General features: G+C 70.6%; 18 protein-coding genes. 11 read left to right on the plus strand and 7 right to left on the minus strand.

The genetic code is table 11. The features are described 5' to 3' along the window. Positions 1-71: 71 nt before the first annotated feature. Positions 72-1,256, minus strand: coding sequence for a cytochrome P450 (locus PV646_RS30535; RefSeq protein ID WP_500345738.1), 1,185 nt, complete (start codon positions 1,254-1,256; stop codon positions 72-74). Positions 1,257-1,337: 81 nt separating this feature from the next. On the opposite strand from PV646_RS30535, the gene PV646_RS30540 reads away from it, so the two are divergent. Genes PV646_RS30540 through PV646_RS30550 form a run of 3 tightly spaced genes read left to right on the plus strand, consistent with a single transcriptional unit; the run spans position 1,338 to position 2,895 of the window. Then, positions 1,338-1,664, plus strand: coding sequence for a plasmid stabilization protein (locus tag PV646_RS30540; protein WP_500345739.1), 327 nt, complete (start codon positions 1,338-1,340; stop codon positions 1,662-1,664). Position 1,665: 1 nt separating this feature from the next. Continuing rightward, positions 1,666-2,328: a hypothetical protein gene (locus tag PV646_RS30545; RefSeq protein WP_500345740.1), complete on the plus strand. Its 663-nt coding sequence runs from the start codon at positions 1,666-1,668 to the stop codon at positions 2,326-2,328. A 12-nt stretch (positions 2,329-2,340) separates the two neighbouring features. Continuing rightward, on the plus strand, positions 2,341-2,895 hold the full coding sequence (locus PV646_RS30550; protein WP_500345741.1) for a hemerythrin domain-containing protein: 555 nt from the start codon (positions 2,341-2,343) through the stop codon (positions 2,893-2,895). Here the strand turns inward: PV646_RS30550 and PV646_RS30555 are convergent. Both PV646_RS30555 and PV646_RS30560 read right to left on the minus strand, forming a co-directional pair. Continuing rightward, the gene (locus tag PV646_RS30555) at positions 2,892-3,614 is read right to left on the minus strand and encodes a TauD/TfdA family dioxygenase (RefSeq protein ID WP_500345742.1); all 723 of its coding nucleotides are present in this window, start codon (positions 3,612-3,614) and stop codon (positions 2,892-2,894) included. The genes PV646_RS30550 and PV646_RS30555 overlap by 4 nt on opposite strands. Continuing rightward, positions 3,611-4,804: an MFS transporter gene (locus PV646_RS30560; RefSeq protein ID WP_500345876.1), complete on the minus strand. Its 1,194-nt coding sequence runs from the start codon at positions 4,802-4,804 to the stop codon at positions 3,611-3,613. The genes PV646_RS30555 and PV646_RS30560 overlap by 4 nt, the downstream gene beginning before the upstream one ends. Before the next feature lie 100 nt (positions 4,805-4,904). On the opposite strand from PV646_RS30560, the gene PV646_RS30565 reads away from it, so the two are divergent. Genes PV646_RS30565 through PV646_RS30585 form a run of 5 tightly spaced genes read left to right on the plus strand, consistent with a single transcriptional unit; the run spans position 4,905 to position 9,551 of the window. Beyond that, positions 4,905-5,882 carry an ABC transporter substrate-binding protein gene (locus PV646_RS30565; RefSeq protein ID WP_500345743.1) on the plus strand — a complete coding sequence of 326 codons (978 nt, stop codon included), beginning with the start codon at positions 4,905-4,907 and terminating at the stop codon, positions 5,880-5,882. Continuing rightward, positions 5,875-6,933 carry a FecCD family ABC transporter permease gene (locus tag PV646_RS30570; protein WP_500345744.1) on the plus strand — a complete coding sequence of 353 codons (1,059 nt, stop codon included), beginning with the start codon at positions 5,875-5,877 and terminating at the stop codon, positions 6,931-6,933. The genes PV646_RS30565 and PV646_RS30570 overlap by 8 nt, the downstream gene beginning before the upstream one ends. Then, positions 6,930-7,727 (plus strand): ABC transporter ATP-binding protein, encoded by a 798-nt coding sequence (locus PV646_RS30575; protein ID WP_500345745.1) that lies wholly within the window; start codon positions 6,930-6,932, stop codon positions 7,725-7,727. Before PV646_RS30570 ends, PV646_RS30575 begins: the two co-directional genes overlap by 4 nt. After that, on the plus strand, positions 7,711-8,511 hold the full coding sequence (locus tag PV646_RS30580) for a Rossmann-like domain-containing protein (protein WP_500345746.1): 801 nt from the start codon (positions 7,711-7,713) through the stop codon (positions 8,509-8,511). The genes PV646_RS30575 and PV646_RS30580 overlap by 17 nt, the downstream gene beginning before the upstream one ends. Further along, entirely contained in the window at positions 8,508-9,551 is a 1,044-nt protein-coding gene (locus PV646_RS30585; protein WP_500345747.1) for a pyridoxal-phosphate dependent enzyme, read from the plus strand. Before PV646_RS30580 ends, PV646_RS30585 begins: the two co-directional genes overlap by 4 nt. Here the strand turns inward: PV646_RS30585 and PV646_RS30590 are convergent. Both PV646_RS30590 and PV646_RS30595 read right to left on the minus strand, forming a co-directional pair. Continuing rightward, complete coding sequence (locus PV646_RS30590; RefSeq protein ID WP_500345748.1) at positions 9,523-9,702, minus strand: DUF3040 domain-containing protein; 180 nt, start codon at positions 9,700-9,702, stop codon at positions 9,523-9,525. The genes PV646_RS30585 and PV646_RS30590 overlap by 29 nt on opposite strands. Positions 9,703-9,769: 67 nt before the next feature. Further along, positions 9,770-9,937 (minus strand): hypothetical protein, encoded by a 168-nt coding sequence (locus PV646_RS30595; protein ID WP_258951194.1) that lies wholly within the window; start codon positions 9,935-9,937, stop codon positions 9,770-9,772. Between the two features lie 142 nt (positions 9,938-10,079). Here PV646_RS30595 and PV646_RS30600 point away from each other — a divergent pair, with 142 nt between their 5' ends. Further along, positions 10,080-12,665, plus strand: coding sequence for an ABC transporter substrate-binding protein (locus PV646_RS30600; RefSeq protein WP_500345749.1), 2,586 nt, complete (start codon positions 10,080-10,082; stop codon positions 12,663-12,665). A 1-nt stretch (position 12,666) separates the two neighbouring features. Here PV646_RS30600 and tsaA read toward each other — a convergent pair whose 3' ends face one another. Further along, positions 12,667-13,062, minus strand: a complete 396-nt coding sequence (tsaA, locus tag PV646_RS30605; RefSeq protein ID WP_500345750.1) for a tRNA (N6-threonylcarbamoyladenosine(37)-N6)-methyltransferase TrmO — start codon at positions 13,060-13,062, stop codon at positions 12,667-12,669. Next, on the minus strand, positions 13,062-14,465 hold the full coding sequence (locus PV646_RS30610; protein ID WP_500345751.1) for a protein adenylyltransferase SelO: 1,404 nt from the start codon (positions 14,463-14,465) through the stop codon (positions 13,062-13,064). The genes tsaA and PV646_RS30610 overlap by 1 nt, the downstream gene beginning before the upstream one ends. A 135-nt stretch (positions 14,466-14,600) precedes the next feature. Here PV646_RS30610 and PV646_RS30615 point away from each other — a divergent pair, with 135 nt between their 5' ends. Together PV646_RS30615 and PV646_RS30620 are read left to right on the plus strand one after the other, a co-directional pair. After that, positions 14,601-15,512 (plus strand): COG4315 family predicted lipoprotein, encoded by a 912-nt coding sequence (locus PV646_RS30615; protein ID WP_500345752.1) that lies wholly within the window; start codon positions 14,601-14,603, stop codon positions 15,510-15,512. Positions 15,513-15,587: 75 nt separating this feature from the next. After that, positions 15,588-16,034: a hypothetical protein gene (locus tag PV646_RS30620; protein WP_500345753.1), complete on the plus strand. Its 447-nt coding sequence runs from the start codon at positions 15,588-15,590 to the stop codon at positions 16,032-16,034. Positions 16,035-16,041 lie beyond the last annotated feature (7 nt).

Below are 16,041 nucleotides of genomic sequence, written 5' to 3' on the forward strand. Positions count from 1 at the left end.
GAGGGGAAGAAACAGGAACTGTCGGGCGTGAGCCCGATGGGGAATCCCCCTCCTTCAACAGAGGGAGGAAGTCAAGACACGCGAGTACCCGTCGGGGTCGCGGGCATGCGGATGCCGAAGTGGTTCAGCGTTCCGGGCAGCGGATCGCCCAGCACGGGGAACGAGAGGTGCTCACTCAGCGTGTCCAGCATCGCCGCGGCGACGGTGAGCACCAGGTCACGGCCGGGGCACTCGCCGGGGCCGGCGCTGAACGGCACGATCGCCGGGTCGCGCGGGGCGTCCCACAGTTCCGGCGCGTACCGGTCGGCGAACGGCAGCCGGTCCGGGTCGCGGTGGAAGAACGGCGTGAACACCACGAATTCGGTGTTCTCCGGCAGCCACCGGCCGTGCCAGCGGGTCGGTTTCGTGCTCTCGCGCAGGAACACGGGCGTGGTCGGCCACAGCCGGGCCGATTCGAGGATGCCGTTCATGCCCCGCGCGCCGATGGCCAGCGCCCGCAGCGTGACGATGCCGGCCGCGTCGAACGCGAACAGCCAGTGCGGGATCTGACCGGACAGATCACCCGGTCGTGCGGCCACACTGCCCTTTTCGTGTCGTGCCAGGTGCTCGTCGAGCCGGTGCTGGAAGCGGTCGCGCAGGTCGCGTCGCCCTGGGTGCAGGAACGCCCAGTTCGCGCTCCGCCGCAGCGCCTTCAGGTCGTCGGTGAGCTGGTCGTCGCCGCGGGCACCGTCTCCGAGGACGATCCTGCGCGCGATCCGCCACCACGCCTGGTTGAACGACTCCCACGTCAGCTCACCGGTGCTCATGGCGTGCCGGGTGAGCAGATCCGCCTCGTCGCGCACGATCGCCTCGGCGGGCACGTTCTCCGGCCGCAACGCGTGCTCGTCGAGCTTGCGCAGCCGGTCGCGCTCGGGACCTTCGGAGATCAGCACGCCGTGCGGCCGGAAGTGGGTCAGCGCGGCCTTCTTCTCCTTCGTGGCCGGCGCGAACGGCTCCGGCGACTCGGCGAGCAGCCTGCCGACGTCCTCGGGGTCGACCAGCATCGCGACGCTGCGGCCGGTGATGCGCAGCCGCACCGGTTCCGGGCCGTACCGGTCGCGCAGTCTCCGCATCGTGTCGATGGCCCTGGTGTCGGACTGGACCTTCTCGGCGGCCGCCATCACGCCTGGTCGCCGGACGACGACGCCCTTCGCGAGGGTGGGCAGCAGCACCGTCGCGAGCACGCGGGCGGTGTCCAGCCGGGAAGAGATCGCCATGCACCCGGCTACCCGGTCGCCCAGGTGTGAACCGTCCTGACCGGGGGTATTCGCGGACCAGCATCGAGTCAGGAGGTCGTGATGCCCGCGGGATCGAACGCGAAACGGGAACGCCAGTACGAGCACATCAAGGACTCCGCACAGGACCGCGGCGCCTCGCCCAAGCGCGCCAAGGAGATCGCGGCCAGGACGGTGAACAAGAACCGCGCCCAGGCCGGTGAGTCCAAGACGGCGAGTAAGTCGTCCATTCAGGACATGTCACCGCAGAAGCGCGGCGGCCAGCGCTCGGGCACGAACCGTCCCAAGGGTCTCACGAAGGAACAGCTCTACAACGAGGCCAAGAAGAAGAACGTCAAGGGCCGTTCCACCATGACGAAGAAGGAACTCGCCACCGCGCTTGGACACTGACGTGCCCGAAGCGGACAAGTCGTCGGCTCTGACGATCCTCACGATGGAGCACAACACGCTGCAGATGATCCGCACGGCGACGATCACCGACGCGACCGGCCGGGCGGGCCACCTGCTCACGACGATCTCCGCGTCCATGATCGCACTCGGCTTCGTCGCCCAGGTGGTACCGCTGACGGTGCTGTTGACGCTGGTGCTGGTCATCTTCTCGGCGCTGTTCCTGATCGGTCTCGCCACGCTGTTCCGCGCGGTGGAGCTGACGATCGAGGACGTGCAGGCGGGCCTGGGCATCAACCGCATCAGGGCCGTCTACGCCGAGCTCGAACCGTCCATCAGGCACGTCTTCGTGCGGCAACTGCACGACGACACGCTCGGCGTCGAGGTGGACGGCGGTCAGACCGGCTGGCGCAAGGCCAGACGCCCACGGCTGATCGGCACCACGCTCGGCATCGCCGGCTTCGTGAACCTCGTCAACGCGCTCGTCGGCGGGGTGATCGCCGGTGCGGCGGCAGGCCTGCTGGCCATCCCGCTGGCGTGGTCGATCGTCCTCAGCGCGGTCGTCGCGTTCGCCGTGTTCAGTGCTTTCGGCATCGCGCTCGGCCGGATCGGACGGCGCGGCGTCGCGCCCATCACCACGCGCTATCCGAGGGACAACCCGAACTGAAGGAGAACCACCGTGCAGTACGACGTCGTCGACCTGATCATGCAGGACCACCGCGAGGTGGAGCGCCTGTTCGGCGAGCTGGAGAACCACCCGGAGAAACGGCCTCTGCTGACCCCGGTCCTGTGCGGCCTGCTCGTCGCCCACAGCCGCGCGGAGGAGTCCGAGGTCTACCCGGCCGCCAAGGACGCGGGTGGTGACGACGAGGTCGAGCACAGCCAGGAGGAGCACGCCGAGGCCGAGCAGCTGCTCGCCAAGCTCCTCGACGCGGAGTACGACTCGCCGCAGTACGACAAGGCGTTGAAGGACGTCGTCGACTCCATCACCCACCACGTGGAGGAAGAGGAGAAGACGGTGCTGCCGGGCATGCGCAAGCGGCTCAGCGCGGAACGCCGCTACGAACTCGGCGAGGCGTTCGCGCGCAGCCGGGCCGACCACCTCGGTGAGATGCCCGGCCAGGCCACCCGCGAGGAGCTGCTGACGCAGGCCAAGAACCTCGGTGTCGACGGCGCGTCGAGCATGACCAAGGAGCAGCTGCGCAAGGAACTGCAGAAGGCGGCTTCCAGCTAGGCCTCGTCCGTCCGCACGGTCTGGATGTGCACGGTCCGCGCGCCGGTGTGCGCGTCCCGGCCGTGCCAGCAGCGGTAGTTGTCCAGGACCAGGAGTTCGCCCTCGTTCAGCCTGAGTCTCGGCAACGACCGTTGTGCCCGTTCGACCTCGGTGTCGAAGCGGGCGAGCATCTCGTTGACGCGCTCGGTCGCGGGGTCGCGGTGCAGGGCCACGACCCCGTCCGTGCGGCGGGTGATTCGCCTGCCGGTGCGCGTGAACTCGATGTGGCGGCCTACCCGCGGTGTCGCGGGTAGGCCGCGCGTCTGTGCCCAGCGCCCGTAGAGGTCCACGTCCGTTCCCCTCAGGAACTCCTTCAGCTCCGCGTCGAGGGAGTCGGTGAACTCGTGCGCGTCGAGGACGAAGGACTGACCTCCGTACGGGGCCTGGGAAGCGAGCAGCACCAGCACGTAGTCCTCGTCGGGATGCCTGCGCCGCACCGGTTTCCCGGCGATGTCGACCACCACGTCGAAGCTGTCCGCGTGCAGCCCGACGATCCCGCCGTCCACCGACCGCCTGGTGCGGTACGGGTACAGCTCGCGCAGGGTCGTGCCGAAAAGCAGGGCCGAGGCCACCGGCAGCGAGTTCGGGTCGTTCGGCAACCCGGTCAGGATCACCGCGCCCGTCTCCGTCACCGCCCTGCGCGCGGCGGGGTCGAGGACCTGCAGGCGGGGCACGATCACCGGCGCGGCCCGAAGTCGCGGGACGACGGCACGAGCGCGGCCAGTGCCGGTGCGGCGAAGCAGATCACCGCGCAGACGGCCAGCACGACGGGCGCGCCGAACGACGAGATCGCCGGGGCGATGAGCGCCAGGCCGATCGGCGCGAGGCCGTAGGACATCAGGAAGTCCAAAGAGGACACCCGGGCGAGCTTGGTGGGCTCGACCTCGCGCTGGGTCGCGGTGAACCACGGCACGTTGAACAGCTCGATGCCGAGCCCCGCGACGACGTACGCGGCGATCACGACGAACGGGTGCACCGGCAGCAGCAGGCTCAGCGGCGCGAACCCGTACAGCGCAAGGCCGAACAACGCGGTCCAGCCGGCGTGCCGCGGCCGCCAGCGGGCGATGAGCAGCGCACCGGCCAGCGCGCCCAGCGTGTAGGCGGTCAGCGCACCCGCCAGCACGGCCTCCGTGTCGTAGCGGTCACGGCTGACCAGGGGGAGCACCACGCCGGTCGCCGAGTAACCGGTGGCGATCACCGCCGTCAGCGCGCCGAGCCCGGCCAGGAACCACGGGTGCCGGCGGGCTTCGCGCACGCCCTCCCAGAAGTCGGCCACGAAGCCCGCACCGCCGCCGGGGGCCGTGAGCCCGGTGCCGGCGGGCGGCACGAGTGCCGCGACCAGCCACAACGCGCCGATGCCGAGCAGCAGCACCTGCGTGTTCAGCACCAGGGCCAGCAACGCGGTGAGGCCCGGCGCGACCAGCGTCGTGACCCGCACGGACAGGGTCATCGCGGCGTTGGCCTGCTGGCGCTGGTCGGTCGCGACCACCTCCGCGGTCAGCGCCTGGAACGCCGGGCGGCACGCGCCCTGGCCCGCTCCCATGGCCGCCGCCGCGACCGCCGCGACCACCAGCGAGTCGCCCACGAAGGCAGCGAGCACTGGTGCGGCGAGCGCGGACACGAGGCCCGACCACAGGACGACCTGGCGGCGGGCGTAGCGGTCGGCCAGCACGCCGCTGACCGGGACGGCGGCGAGGAAGCCGGCGGTGCGGGCGGCGAGCAGGACGCCCAGTTCGACGGCGGTGATCGACCGCGAGAGCACGGCCAGGCCCAGCACGAACGGCAACGCCCAGGTCGCGATGCCGGACGCCGTGGTCGCGGTCCAGAGACGGAGAAAAGTGCTGCTGCGCAACACCGATGGGCTACGCATTGTGTCGTGGGCCACGCGATCGACCTTCCGGCAGGGTTGCATTGAAAATGATTGTCGTTACAGTAGCGCAAGCCGTTCGAGTGAACTTCTGGAGGATCCGATGTCACACCCCGCCCGTCTCGGACTGGCGTTGGTCGCGGTGTTCGCCGCGGGCTGCGCCGCACCGGGAGGCGCCCAGGCGCCGACGGCTCAGTCGGTGGTGGTGGACAGCTGCGGCAAGCAGCTCACGTTCGCCGCCACGCCGCAACGGGTGGTGACGCTGGACCAGAACTCCACCGAGACGTTGCTGGCGCTGGGACTGCAGGACCGCATGGCCGGTACCGCGAACGTCAAGACCAAGGTCGCGCCGAGGTTCGCCGACGCCTACGCGAAGATCCCGGTGCTGTCCCCGAAGGTCCTCACGTCGGAGCCGTTGCGCGCGGCCAACCCCGACGTCGTCGTGGCGTCGTTCAAGGAGCTCTTCACCCCTGACCGCGCCGGCACGCGTGACGAGCTGGAGACCCTGGGCGTCCCGACGTTCGTGAGCGCGGTGAACTGCCCGGACGGCACCACCGCGCCGTTCGACCGGCTGTTCCGCGACTACGAGAACTTCGGCAAGATCTTCGGCATCACCGAGAAGGCGAACCAGCTCGCCGCCGACCAGCGCGCCGCCGTCGCCGAAGTCCAGGCCGTCAAACGGGATCCCGTCAAGGTCGTGTGGGTCTACTCGGTGTTCAAGGGTGTCCCGTACGTCGCCGGTCGTGACGGCATGCCCAGCCAGATGAGCAAGATCGCCGGTGCGGTCAACGTGTTCGACGACCTGAACCAGGAGTGGCCCGAGGCGTCCTGGGAGGAGATCGCCCGGCGTGATCCCGACGTCGTCGTGATCGGGGACCTGTCCGAACGCGGCAACCCCGGTGACAAGGCCAGCGAGAAGCTCGCGATGATGCGCGAGCACCCGGCCGTGTCGCAGCTCAAGGCGGTGCGGGACAACAAGGTGATCGAGCTGCCGGGCATCGAGATGGACCCGTCGGTGCGCACGGTCGACGCGCTGAAGGCACTCGGCGCGGGCCTGGACAAGATCGCCGGCCGTGGCTGAGGCCGCTGTTCTGGATCCTGTAGTCGTCTCTGTCACACCGTTGCGGCGCAAGAAGAACACGCTTGTCATCGTCCTGAGCCTGGTCGTCCTCGTGGCGTCGATGGTGCTCGCCGTCCGGATCGGCGTGGGCACGGGCTGGGCCGAGATCGGCCGGGCGGTGGGGTCACGCCTGGGACTGCCCGTCGTGCCGTTGCCGCGCCTGCTGGACTCGCTGATCTGGGACCTGCGGCTGCCGCGGGTGTTGCTCGCGGCGCTCGTCGGGGCCGCGCTGGCGGTGTGCGGCGCGGTGCTGCAGAGCGTCACGCGGAACTCGCTGGCCGATCCGTACCTGCTCGGGGTGTCCTCCGGTGCCTCGACGGGCGCGGTCGTCGTGGTGGTGCTGGGATTCGCCGGCTCGCAGCTCGGGGTGACCGGCGGGGCGTTGATCGGCGCGCTGGTGGCGTTCGGGCTGCTGATGCTGTTGCTGCGGCGGACCGGGCTGGACTCCTCGCGGATCGTGCTGACCGGTGTGGTCGTGGGGCAGCTGTTCGCGGCGCTCACGTCGTTGATCCTGCTGTCGTCGGGTGACGCCGACAGCATCCGTGCCGTCACGAACTGGCTGCTGGGGTCGCTCGCGTCGGCCCGGTGGACGTCGGTCGTGGTGTGCGCGGTCGTGCTGGGGATCGGGCTGCTGCTGGTGTGGCTGTGTTCGGCGGCGCTGGACGGGTTCGCGTTCGGCACCGACACCGCGTCCTCGCTGGGCGTGGACGTACGGGCGACTCGCATCGTGCTGCTGGTGACGACGTCCGTGCTGACCGCGGTGGCCGTGGCCGCCGTGGGGGCGGTCGGATTCGTCGGGCTGATCGTGCCGCACGGCGTCCGGTTCCTGGTGGGACCGCTGCACCGCAAGCTGTTGCCGCTGTCGGCGGTGGTGGGCGCGGTGTTCCTGGTCTGGACGGACGCGCTGACCCGCGTGGTGTTCTCGCCGCTGGAGGTGCCGGTGGGCGTGTTCACCGCGCTGCTGGGCGTGCCGCTGTTCCTGCTCGTGCTGCGCAAGCGGGGTGAGCTGTGAGGATCGACGTCCAGAACCTGAGTTGGGGTGTGCCCGGCAAGACGATCGTGCGCGACGTGACGCTGACGGTCTCGCCGGGGGAGACGGTCGGGCTGATCGGGCCGAACGGGTCCGGCAAGTCGTCTCTGCTGCGGTGTGTGGCGGGTCTGCGCACTCCCACAGCGGGTGTCGTGCGGTACGACGGCGTGGAGATCGCGTCGTGGCCCGCCCGCGAACGGGCGCGCAAGATCGCGTTCGTCGAGCAGACGGCCGACACCGACAGCGACCTGCGGGTGTCCGAGGTCGCGATGCTCGGCCGAACCGCGCACCGGTCGCGCTGGCGTGGCCCGGACGCCGCCGACCACACGATCGTGGTGGAGGCACTGGAACGCCTGGACCTGGTGGGACTGGCCGACCGGCCGTGGAAGCAGCTGTCCGGTGGCGAACGGCAGCGGACCCATCTGGCACGGGCGCTGGCGCAACGCACGTCCGGGCTGCTGCTGGACGAGCCGACGAACCACCTGGACGTGCGGCACCAGCTCGAACTGATGGAGCTGGCGGCACGCACGCCGCAGACCGTCGTGGTGGCACTGCACGACCTCGCGCTGGCCGCTCGCTACTGCGACCGGCTGGTGCTGATGCACGGGGGCACGGTCGTCGCCGACGGCGCCGCCGCCGACGTGCTGACCGCGCCGTTGTTGCGCGAGGTGTTCGACGTGGAAGCCGAGATCGGCCGTGACGACCTGGGCCACCTGGCCGTCGGGTATCGCGCGCCGGTCCAGCGAGGAGGGGGAGATCGTGTCCACAGTGGATGACCTGATAACCGAGGTGCTGGCAGGGCGGCACGGCCCGGACCCGGCCGGGATCGCGGCCACCAGTGTGTTCTGGGTGCACCACGGCACCCGGTTGGCAGGTGGCGATACCACCTACCGCAACCAGTACGTGCTGGCTCGTGTCGGGACGGCGTTCGGCGCGTGCGCCTTCGCGGAAGGTGACGCCGACCCGGCGGTGTGCGCGAACTACTCCGGCGCTCCTGTCGCGCGTCTGCTCGCGGAGGCGCCGGCACCGGTGCGGGTGGCCGCGCTCGACGCCTACCTCGGCAGCGTCCGTCCACATCGGACCTCCGAGGCCGAACGGGTCGTGCTGCCCGTGGGCACGCCGGAGGAACGGGCGAGGGCCCGGGACGCGGCCGTGGCCGGGCTGCTCGACGTGCCGGCGGGCGCCAAGGTGGCGTTGATCGGCGTGGTGAACCCGTTGGTGGCGGCTATTCGCGAGCGCGGCGCCGAGTGCCTGCCGTGCGACCTCTCGTTGAAGACGACGCAGTGGGGCGACCCCGTCACTCCGGACATGCGCGACGTCCTCGGGGTCGCGGACGCCGTCGTCGCCACGGGCATGACGATCGGCAACGGGACGTTCGACGAGATCCTGCGCAGCTGCCGTTCGCGCGAGATCCCGCTGATCGTCTACGCGCAGACCGCGAGCGCCGTCGCCCGCCACTTCCTGGGGCAGGGCGTGACGGCCCTGTCCGCGGAGCCGTTCCCGTTCTCGCAGTTCAGCGCCGACGAGACCGCCCTGTACCGCTACCGGGCCCGGACATGAGAGAAGACGTGGACGACCACATCGCCGACGCCCTGAGCCGCCCGGCCCTGGTGCGTCTCGACTCCCGCACCCTCTGCCTGCGCTTCGAGACCATGAAGGTCGCCTCGGCCCTCGAAGCCGTCCGCTTCCTGCTCGAACGCGGCACCATCGCGCACGGCGACACCCTGGTCGACAGCTCCAGCGGCATCTACGCGCACGCCCTGGCGCTGGCCTGCCACCGCCACGGCCTGCACTGCCACATCGTCGCCTCGACCACCGTCGACCAGACGCTGCGCACGCAGCTGGAGATCCTCGGCGCCACCGTGGAGCCCATGCCCCCGTCCGCGAGCCTGAAGATGGACCAGAGCCGCCGGGTGGCACGGGTCCGCGAGATCCTGCGCGACCACCCGAGGCACCACTGGATGCGCCAGTACCACGACGACGTCCATTACCGCGGCTACCGCCCGATCGCCGACCTCATCCGGGCCCACGCCGACTGTTCCCGGCTCTCCGTGGTCGGCGGCGTGGGCACCGGCGCGTCGACGGGAGCCCTGACGACGTTCCTGCGCGAGACCTCACCGGAGGTGGAACTGGTGGGCGTGCAACCGTTCGACAGCGTCACGTTCGGCAGTGAGCACGTGCACGACCCGGAGATCATCATCGCGGGCATCGGCAGCTCGATCCCGTTCGGCAACGTGGACCACACGCTCTACGACACCGTGCACTGGTTCGGCTTCGACGCGGCCCTCTCCGGCAGCGTCGCGCTGCTGCGCGAACACGCGATCTTCGCCGGCCTGTCGGCGGGGGCGGCCTACCTGGCCGCGCGGTGGGAGCAACGGCTCGACCCCGACCGGCACGTCGTAGTGCTGGCCCCGGACACGGGCCACCGCTACGTCGACGCGGCGTACTCCCGGCACGCCGAGGCGCCCAGGCCGGAAGAGCTGCGGCCACGGCAGATCAGCTCGCTGAGCGACATGGACCTGCCGTGGTCGCGGATGCGCTGGGACCGGGCCGACGCACCGCCCGGCGCGGTCAGCCGGGCGATCCCGGTCGCTTCCTGAACGACAGCACGGCCAGGGCGGCGACCGCGCGCTGACGAAGGCTCCTCTGCGACTGCGGACCTTCGCTCAGCGCGCGGGCGAGGTCCGGGTCGGAGACGCGGAAGCGCCCCTCGATGTCGATGAGCCGCTGGTGTTCCTCTCGACTGAGCATGGCGCGCTCCAGAGCAGGTCCGGCAGTGGCACGTGACGTTTACCCGGGCCTTTCGCGGTTCAAACCGTCAGATCGGCTTCGGCTCCGGCGGAAGTGGGTCCGGGTCGGGACCGGGCGGGCGCAGCGGGTCCGGGTCCGGGCCGGGTGGCTGGGGCTGGTCGGGTCCGGTCGGGCGTGGCTGGTCCGGTCCCGGAGTGGTCGGCACGGGCTCCGCGGGCGGTACTGGTTGGCTCATGTGGGTGGGATACCCGCCGGTCAAACCTCTGCTCACCTCATTCTCGTCCGCCGCGAATTAAATCCGTTTCCGCTAATGCGCCGCCCTCGCTGCCCGACAATCCGTCCGGATTCTGTTTGGGACCGGCGGAAACGGGGCGAGGGTGGCGTTGTCCAGGGTGGGTTCGCAGGGGTGGTTCCCCGGTTCCGAGCAGACGCACGGCCTGCAGTTCGGCGGTGCGGTCGAGCTGTTGCGGCTGTTGGACCGGCTGTCGTCGCGGCCGCGGTGGCCCGGCCGCGACGTGCCGCTGCCGATCGTTCACCTGCGACGACCGCCCGGGGTGGGGAGTCCGCTCGAGCCGCTGGCCAACCGGCCCGCCACCGCCAGGGGGCGGCGGGTGCCCTACGCGCACGTCGACGGGGCCGCGGTGGCACGGCGCAGGCTGCCCGACGACGTCGTCGGGCAGCTGGCCGGCGAGGTCCGGGGAGTGGCACGGCTGCGGTTCCCGCACTACGCGCTGGTGGTGTGGTTGCTCGACCTGACGTTGCCCGCCGGGGTCGAGGCCGAGGAGGAGGAACGCGAGATCGCCCGCGAGTTCCGGCAGCACCTGCGCCGGCGCGTGCGGGTCACGGCGGACGGGCCTCAGGACTTCGCGCAGGACTTCCCGTGGTGGGTCCGGCTGGTCATCGGGCTGATGCCGCGGATCGGCCTCGCGCTGATGGCCCTGGTGTGGCGGCCCGCCACGTGGGTGGGGGAGCAGTCGCTCGGCGGGCGGTCGGGGCGCGGGCTCTACCGGCTGGCCCGCGCCGTGGTGAAGGAACGGCTGGCCGAGCGGCACGAGGACGAGGTCGGCGATCTGCTGGTCAAAGCGCTGCTGGAGGACCTGAGGCGGTCGCACCGGCGGTGGACGTGGTGGGGGACCGGACGCCGCCGGACCGGGAACCCGTGGCTGCTCGTCGACAACGCGCCGGGCGCGGGGTCGTGGCTGGTCGGCGCGATCGGCCGGGCGCGCAGCGGGGTCCGGAGTGGACAGTCGTGGCGCGCGAATCCGTTGAGCCGGCCCGATCCACTGCTCGTCGTCGCGGCGGGGGAGTCCGACGACGTGCCACGCACCCATGCGGCGGACGCGCTCGCGGGCTACCACGACTGGCTGCGGCAGCTGTCGCGGTCGGAGAACTGGGTGCTGGCGCTCGACACCGACGCCACCGAGCCCGCCCGCGGCGTCATCGGCGCGCTCTCCGAATACCCGGACCTGCGGCTGAGACGAGCACTGGCCGCGCCTCTCGCGCTCGTGCTGCTGGCCGGGGCGCTCGTCGCCGTGCCCTTCGTCAACCACGCCCGGTGCGACGAGTGGTGGTCGCCGTCGTTGCGCGCGCCGCTCGAACGGGTCGGTGACGAGTGCATCGGGGTGTCGGCGGATCCGTTGCGGCACTTCGTCCCCGACTCCGTGCCCGGCGACATCAGGCCCGGCCTGGAGGACGTCTACCGGCTCATCGTCGAGGAGAACCGCAAGGCGGAGTCACGGCCGGACGCCATCACGATCGTGTTCCTCAGCGTCCTGACCCCCCGCACCTCCAACAGCTTCCACGCGCTGGTCGAGGAACTGCGCGGCGTGTGGGTGGCCCAGAAGACCAGCGACGTACCCATCAGGATGCTGCTGGCCAACGGCGGCGAAGGGCCCGGCGGGCGCGGCCTGGCCTCCGGTGACGTCGCCACGGACAAGATCATCGAACTGGCCGCGCGCGACCGGAGCCTCGTCGCGGTGACCGGGCTGTCGATCAGCACCGACACGGCCAAGTCCGTGGTGAAACGCCTGGGCAGCAACGCGTTGCCGGTCATCGGCACGCTGACGTCCGCCGACGAGATGGCCACGATCAACGAGTACTACTACCAGATCGCGCCCAACAACCTCCGCGAAGCACGGGTCGCCGCCTACTACGCGAAGACCAGGCTGAACGTGTCCGACGTGGCCATCTTCTACTCCGGCGACCCGACCGACCGCTACAGCCAGAACCTCGCCGAGGACGCCAGGGCCTCCTTCACCGAGAAGGGGATCACCGTCAGCCAGTACAAGTCGTACCGGGTGGCGAACGACGACGAGGGCCTCGCGCCGTCCAGCCTCGGCCAGGGGGCCTGCCCGCAGGAACCGAAAGCGGGCTACGCGGTCTTCTACGTCGGCCGTTCGCAGAACCTCGCGGAGTTCCTGCGCGGCATGAACAGCAAGTGCCAGGGCCGCACACCGACGGTGATCGCGAGCGACTCGTCCACCCGGTTCATCCTCGAGGGCACCATGGCCCAGTTCCCCAACGTGCGACTGGACTACGTGTCGTTCGCGAGCCCCGCCGCGTGGTCCGACTGCGCCAAGGTGCCGTTCTACAAGAACTACCTCGACGCGTTCCGCAGGACCTGCCAGTCGCTCGGGGACGGGCGCTCGGCCACCGCCTACGACGCGATGCAGGTGCTGGCGGAGGGCGTGCGGCAGGTGCGCCGCACCGACCCCGGCGCGCGGGTCCGCGAAGGACTGCTCGCCGGCATCGGGCGGATCCGGCCGGACAACGCGATCCAGGGCGCCACCGGCACCATCGGGTTCGAGACGAGCACCCGGCTGCCGGCCGACAAGGCCGTGCTCGTGTTGCAGGGCAACCCGGACACGACCTCGACACCCCGGTTGCTCTGCGGTGAACTGCCGTTCGGCGAGGACCTCGTCGTCAAGCCGGACACCGAAGGGTGCCCGCGCGATCCCCGGTAGGTCAGCGTTCCGCGCCCAGCACGGGCTTCACGTCGACGATCGGCGTGCCGTCGACGGCCTCCAGGTGCGCCACCCGCACCGCCAGGTCCTCGACGGCGGTGATCCGGACGTGGTGCAGCCCGATGGGGTTCGGCCGGTCCGGGGACCGCGTGGAGAACACGCCGGTCTCCGGCCGGGCGGGATCGCTGCGGGGATGCACGGCCAGCACCGACCTGTCGGCGCGGTCGAGCCAGGTGAGGACCAGGACCTCCTGGCCCGCTTCCAGTTCCCGCATCGCCCGCGCGTACTCGGGCGCGAACACGAGCAACGCTTCCGGTGCTCCCTCGTCCGCCTGCCTGGGCGCGGCGGTGCGGTCGGTGAGGGGCGATTCGACGTGGCCGATCGGCTGCAGCTTCATCAAGTCCCGCAGTAGGTCCGGTAGGTGGCACTGAAGTCCTGCGGCGCAGGGGCAGCGAAGTATTCCAGGCCGGGTCGTGCGCCGAACGGGGAGGTAACCGCTTTCAGCAACCGGTCGAACGGACCCATGTCACCGGCTGCTCCGGCCGCCAGCGCCTCCTCCACGAGGTGGTTGCGCGGGACGTAGACGGGATTGACCCGGTCCATCAGCGCGGCGTCCGGCTCCAGCTCCCGCCACCGCGCGAGCCACGCGTCGATCGCCGCGAGGTCCAGGAACAGCGAACGGACGGGTTCCGCGTCGCCGCGAGCCGCCTCGCCGAGCAGGTGGAAGAACGACGTGAAGTCGACGTGGTTCTCGTGCATCACCGTCAGCAGGTCCTTGAGCAGGGGCTTCACCTCACCGGACACCCCCAGCTTCGCCGCCGTGCCCGTGGTCCAGGCCTCCTCGAAGTGCACGTCGAAAGTCCGCAGCGTCGCCACGGCGAGGGAGACGGCCTCGTCCTCGTCGTCGGCGAACAGCGGCAGCAACGCCTCCGCGAGCCGCGCGAGGTTCCACTCGGCGATGATCGGCTGGTTGCCGTACGCGTAACGGCCCTGCTCGTCGATCGAGCTGTACTTCGTCCTCGGGTCGTAGGCCTCCATGAACGCGCACGGGCCGTAGTCGATGGTCTCGCCGGAGATCGTCATGTTGTCCGTGTTCATGACGCCGTGGATGAAGCCGACGAGCATCCACCGCGCCACGAGGGACGCCTGAGCCGCGACCACCTGCGCGAACAGCTCCAGATAGGTGCTGCCGGGGTGGTGGCGGGCGATCGCGTGGTCGGCGAGGCGGCGCAACAGCTCCAGGTCGCCGGTGTTGCGGGCGTACTGGAAGCTGCCGACGCGCAGGTGCGACGCCGCGACCCTGGCCAGGACGGCGCCGGCCAGCGGTTCCTCGCGCTGCACGACGTGGCCGGTCGAGACGACGGCCAGCGCCCGCGTCGTCGGGATGCCCAGGGCGTGCATGGCCTCGCTGACCAGGTACTCGCGCAGCATCGGGCCGACCGCCGCCAGCCCGTCGCCACCGCGGGCGAACGGGGTGCGCCCCGAACCCTTCAGGTGGAGGTCGCGCAACCGGCCGTCCGCACCGGTCAACTCGCCGAGGAGCAACGCGCGTCCGTCGCCCAGCCGGGGGGAGTAGCCGCCGAACTGGTGACCGGCGTAGGCCTGCGCGACTCCGGGGGCCTCGTTTCCGATGAGAAAGGGGAGACCTGCCGTGCGCAGCCATTCCGGTTCGAGGCCCAGTTCGCGGGCGAGCGGCTCGTTGAGGGCCAGGAGTTCCGGTTCGGCGACCGGGACCGCCTCCCACGAGACCGCCATCTCGGGGACCGCGGTCGCGAAGTCGCTGCTCAGGCTGATGTTCACCTCGTCGAGGTTACCGGCTGGATTCCGCGACGCGTGTGATGGCGGTCTCAGATCGAACTTCGCTGAACCGTTCCCAGGCCGCGTCCGTGTCAGTGGTGAACAGGTTGAAGAGTCCACTCAGGAATGAGAAAAACAATGCGTCGCAAGCAAGTTGGGTTCGCTGCTGCCCTTTTCGCGGTCGGTGTGATCGCGCTGACGGCGTGCGGCCAGGGGGCCGTGCAGACCGGATCCCCTGCCCCCGCAACGGAACAGGCGCAGGACGTGGCCGAGGCGGAGACGGACCAACAGTCCGGAGTGGACTTCCTGCGGGGCACCGCGAACTCCAACAAGGCAGACCAGAACACCGGTGACCGCGCACCGGAGAGCGCGCCGGTCGAGGTGAGGCAGAAGTGGGTCGAGCTGCGCGCCGGCAACGCCGGTGGCCTGGAACCCGCTGTGGTGAACGGAAAGGGACTCTCGGTCTACTGGTTCAGCGACGACCCGGTGAACGGCGGAGTCTCCAACTGCAACGGTGAGTGCGCCAAGACCTGGCCGGCGATCACGGTCTCCAAGGGCACCAGGCTCTTCTTCCCGGGCATCCGCAGGGAGAACATCGGTTTCATCAAGCGCCAGGACGGCCAGTTCCAGGTGACGATCGGCGGACGCCCGGCCTACCTCTTCAACAAGGACAAGAAAGCCGGCGACATCCTCGGTCAGAACGTCGGCGGCAAGTGGTTCGTGATGAACCCCGAGGGCAAGCGCGCGGTGCCGAAGGCCGAGACCCCGGCCCAGCCCGCTCCCGGTGCCAAGCCCGCGAGCTCCGTCACCTTCTTCAGCGGCAAGAACCAGAAGGACTTCGGCGACAGCTTCGCGGTCGGCGTCAAGGTCGAGGCGAAGTGCGCCGACCTTCGCGGTGGCTTCCAGTCGCTGTCCCCGGACGGCGCCGTGAAGATCTGGTCCGAGCCGGGCTGCAAGGGCAAGTCCGCCGTCGTGAGCGGTCCGGTCGACGACACGTCCGCCGCCCCGATCGGTTTCCCGGACGGCGTGAAGTCCTACATCCGCGCCTGAACCTGATCGGGTGAACGACGTGGCCGCCAGAGCACCCCGGCTCTGGCGGCCTTTCCGTCTCGCTACGCTCCCTGCATGCGCTACTCCGCCATTGCGCTGGCTTTCCTCCTGCTCGGGTGCGGCACCGGGACGTCGTCCCTGCCCACGATCACCCCGGCCGCGCCCTCGGTCACCGGCTCGCCGCTGCCGGACCTGCAGCCCCGGCTCGACGCGATCGGCGTCCTGCTCGTGGACTGCGCCGCGCGCCTGCGAGGAGAACCGGTGGCCCCGGCCGACAACTGCACCCACGTCATGCCCGACGTGACAGGGGTGATCGCCGAGGTCGAGAAGCAGTCGGCCAAGCTGCCGCCCGCGGGCCAGGCCGCGCTCACCGAGGTGCGTCGCCAGCTCGCCGAGATCGGGTCGTGCGAGTCGTGGTTCGCGGCCGGTGGGGTGAGCGCGGACGCGCAGCTCGACGCGAAGTGCGAGAAGGCCTGGGACGCGCTGTTCAGCGGGTACAGCGCCGTGCGCAACTCCGCCTAGAGTCTCC

It is taken from the genome of Streptomyces sp. ID05-26A (assembly GCF_033794685.1).
Taxonomy (GTDB): Bacteria; Actinomycetota; Actinomycetes; order Mycobacteriales; family Pseudonocardiaceae; genus Lentzea.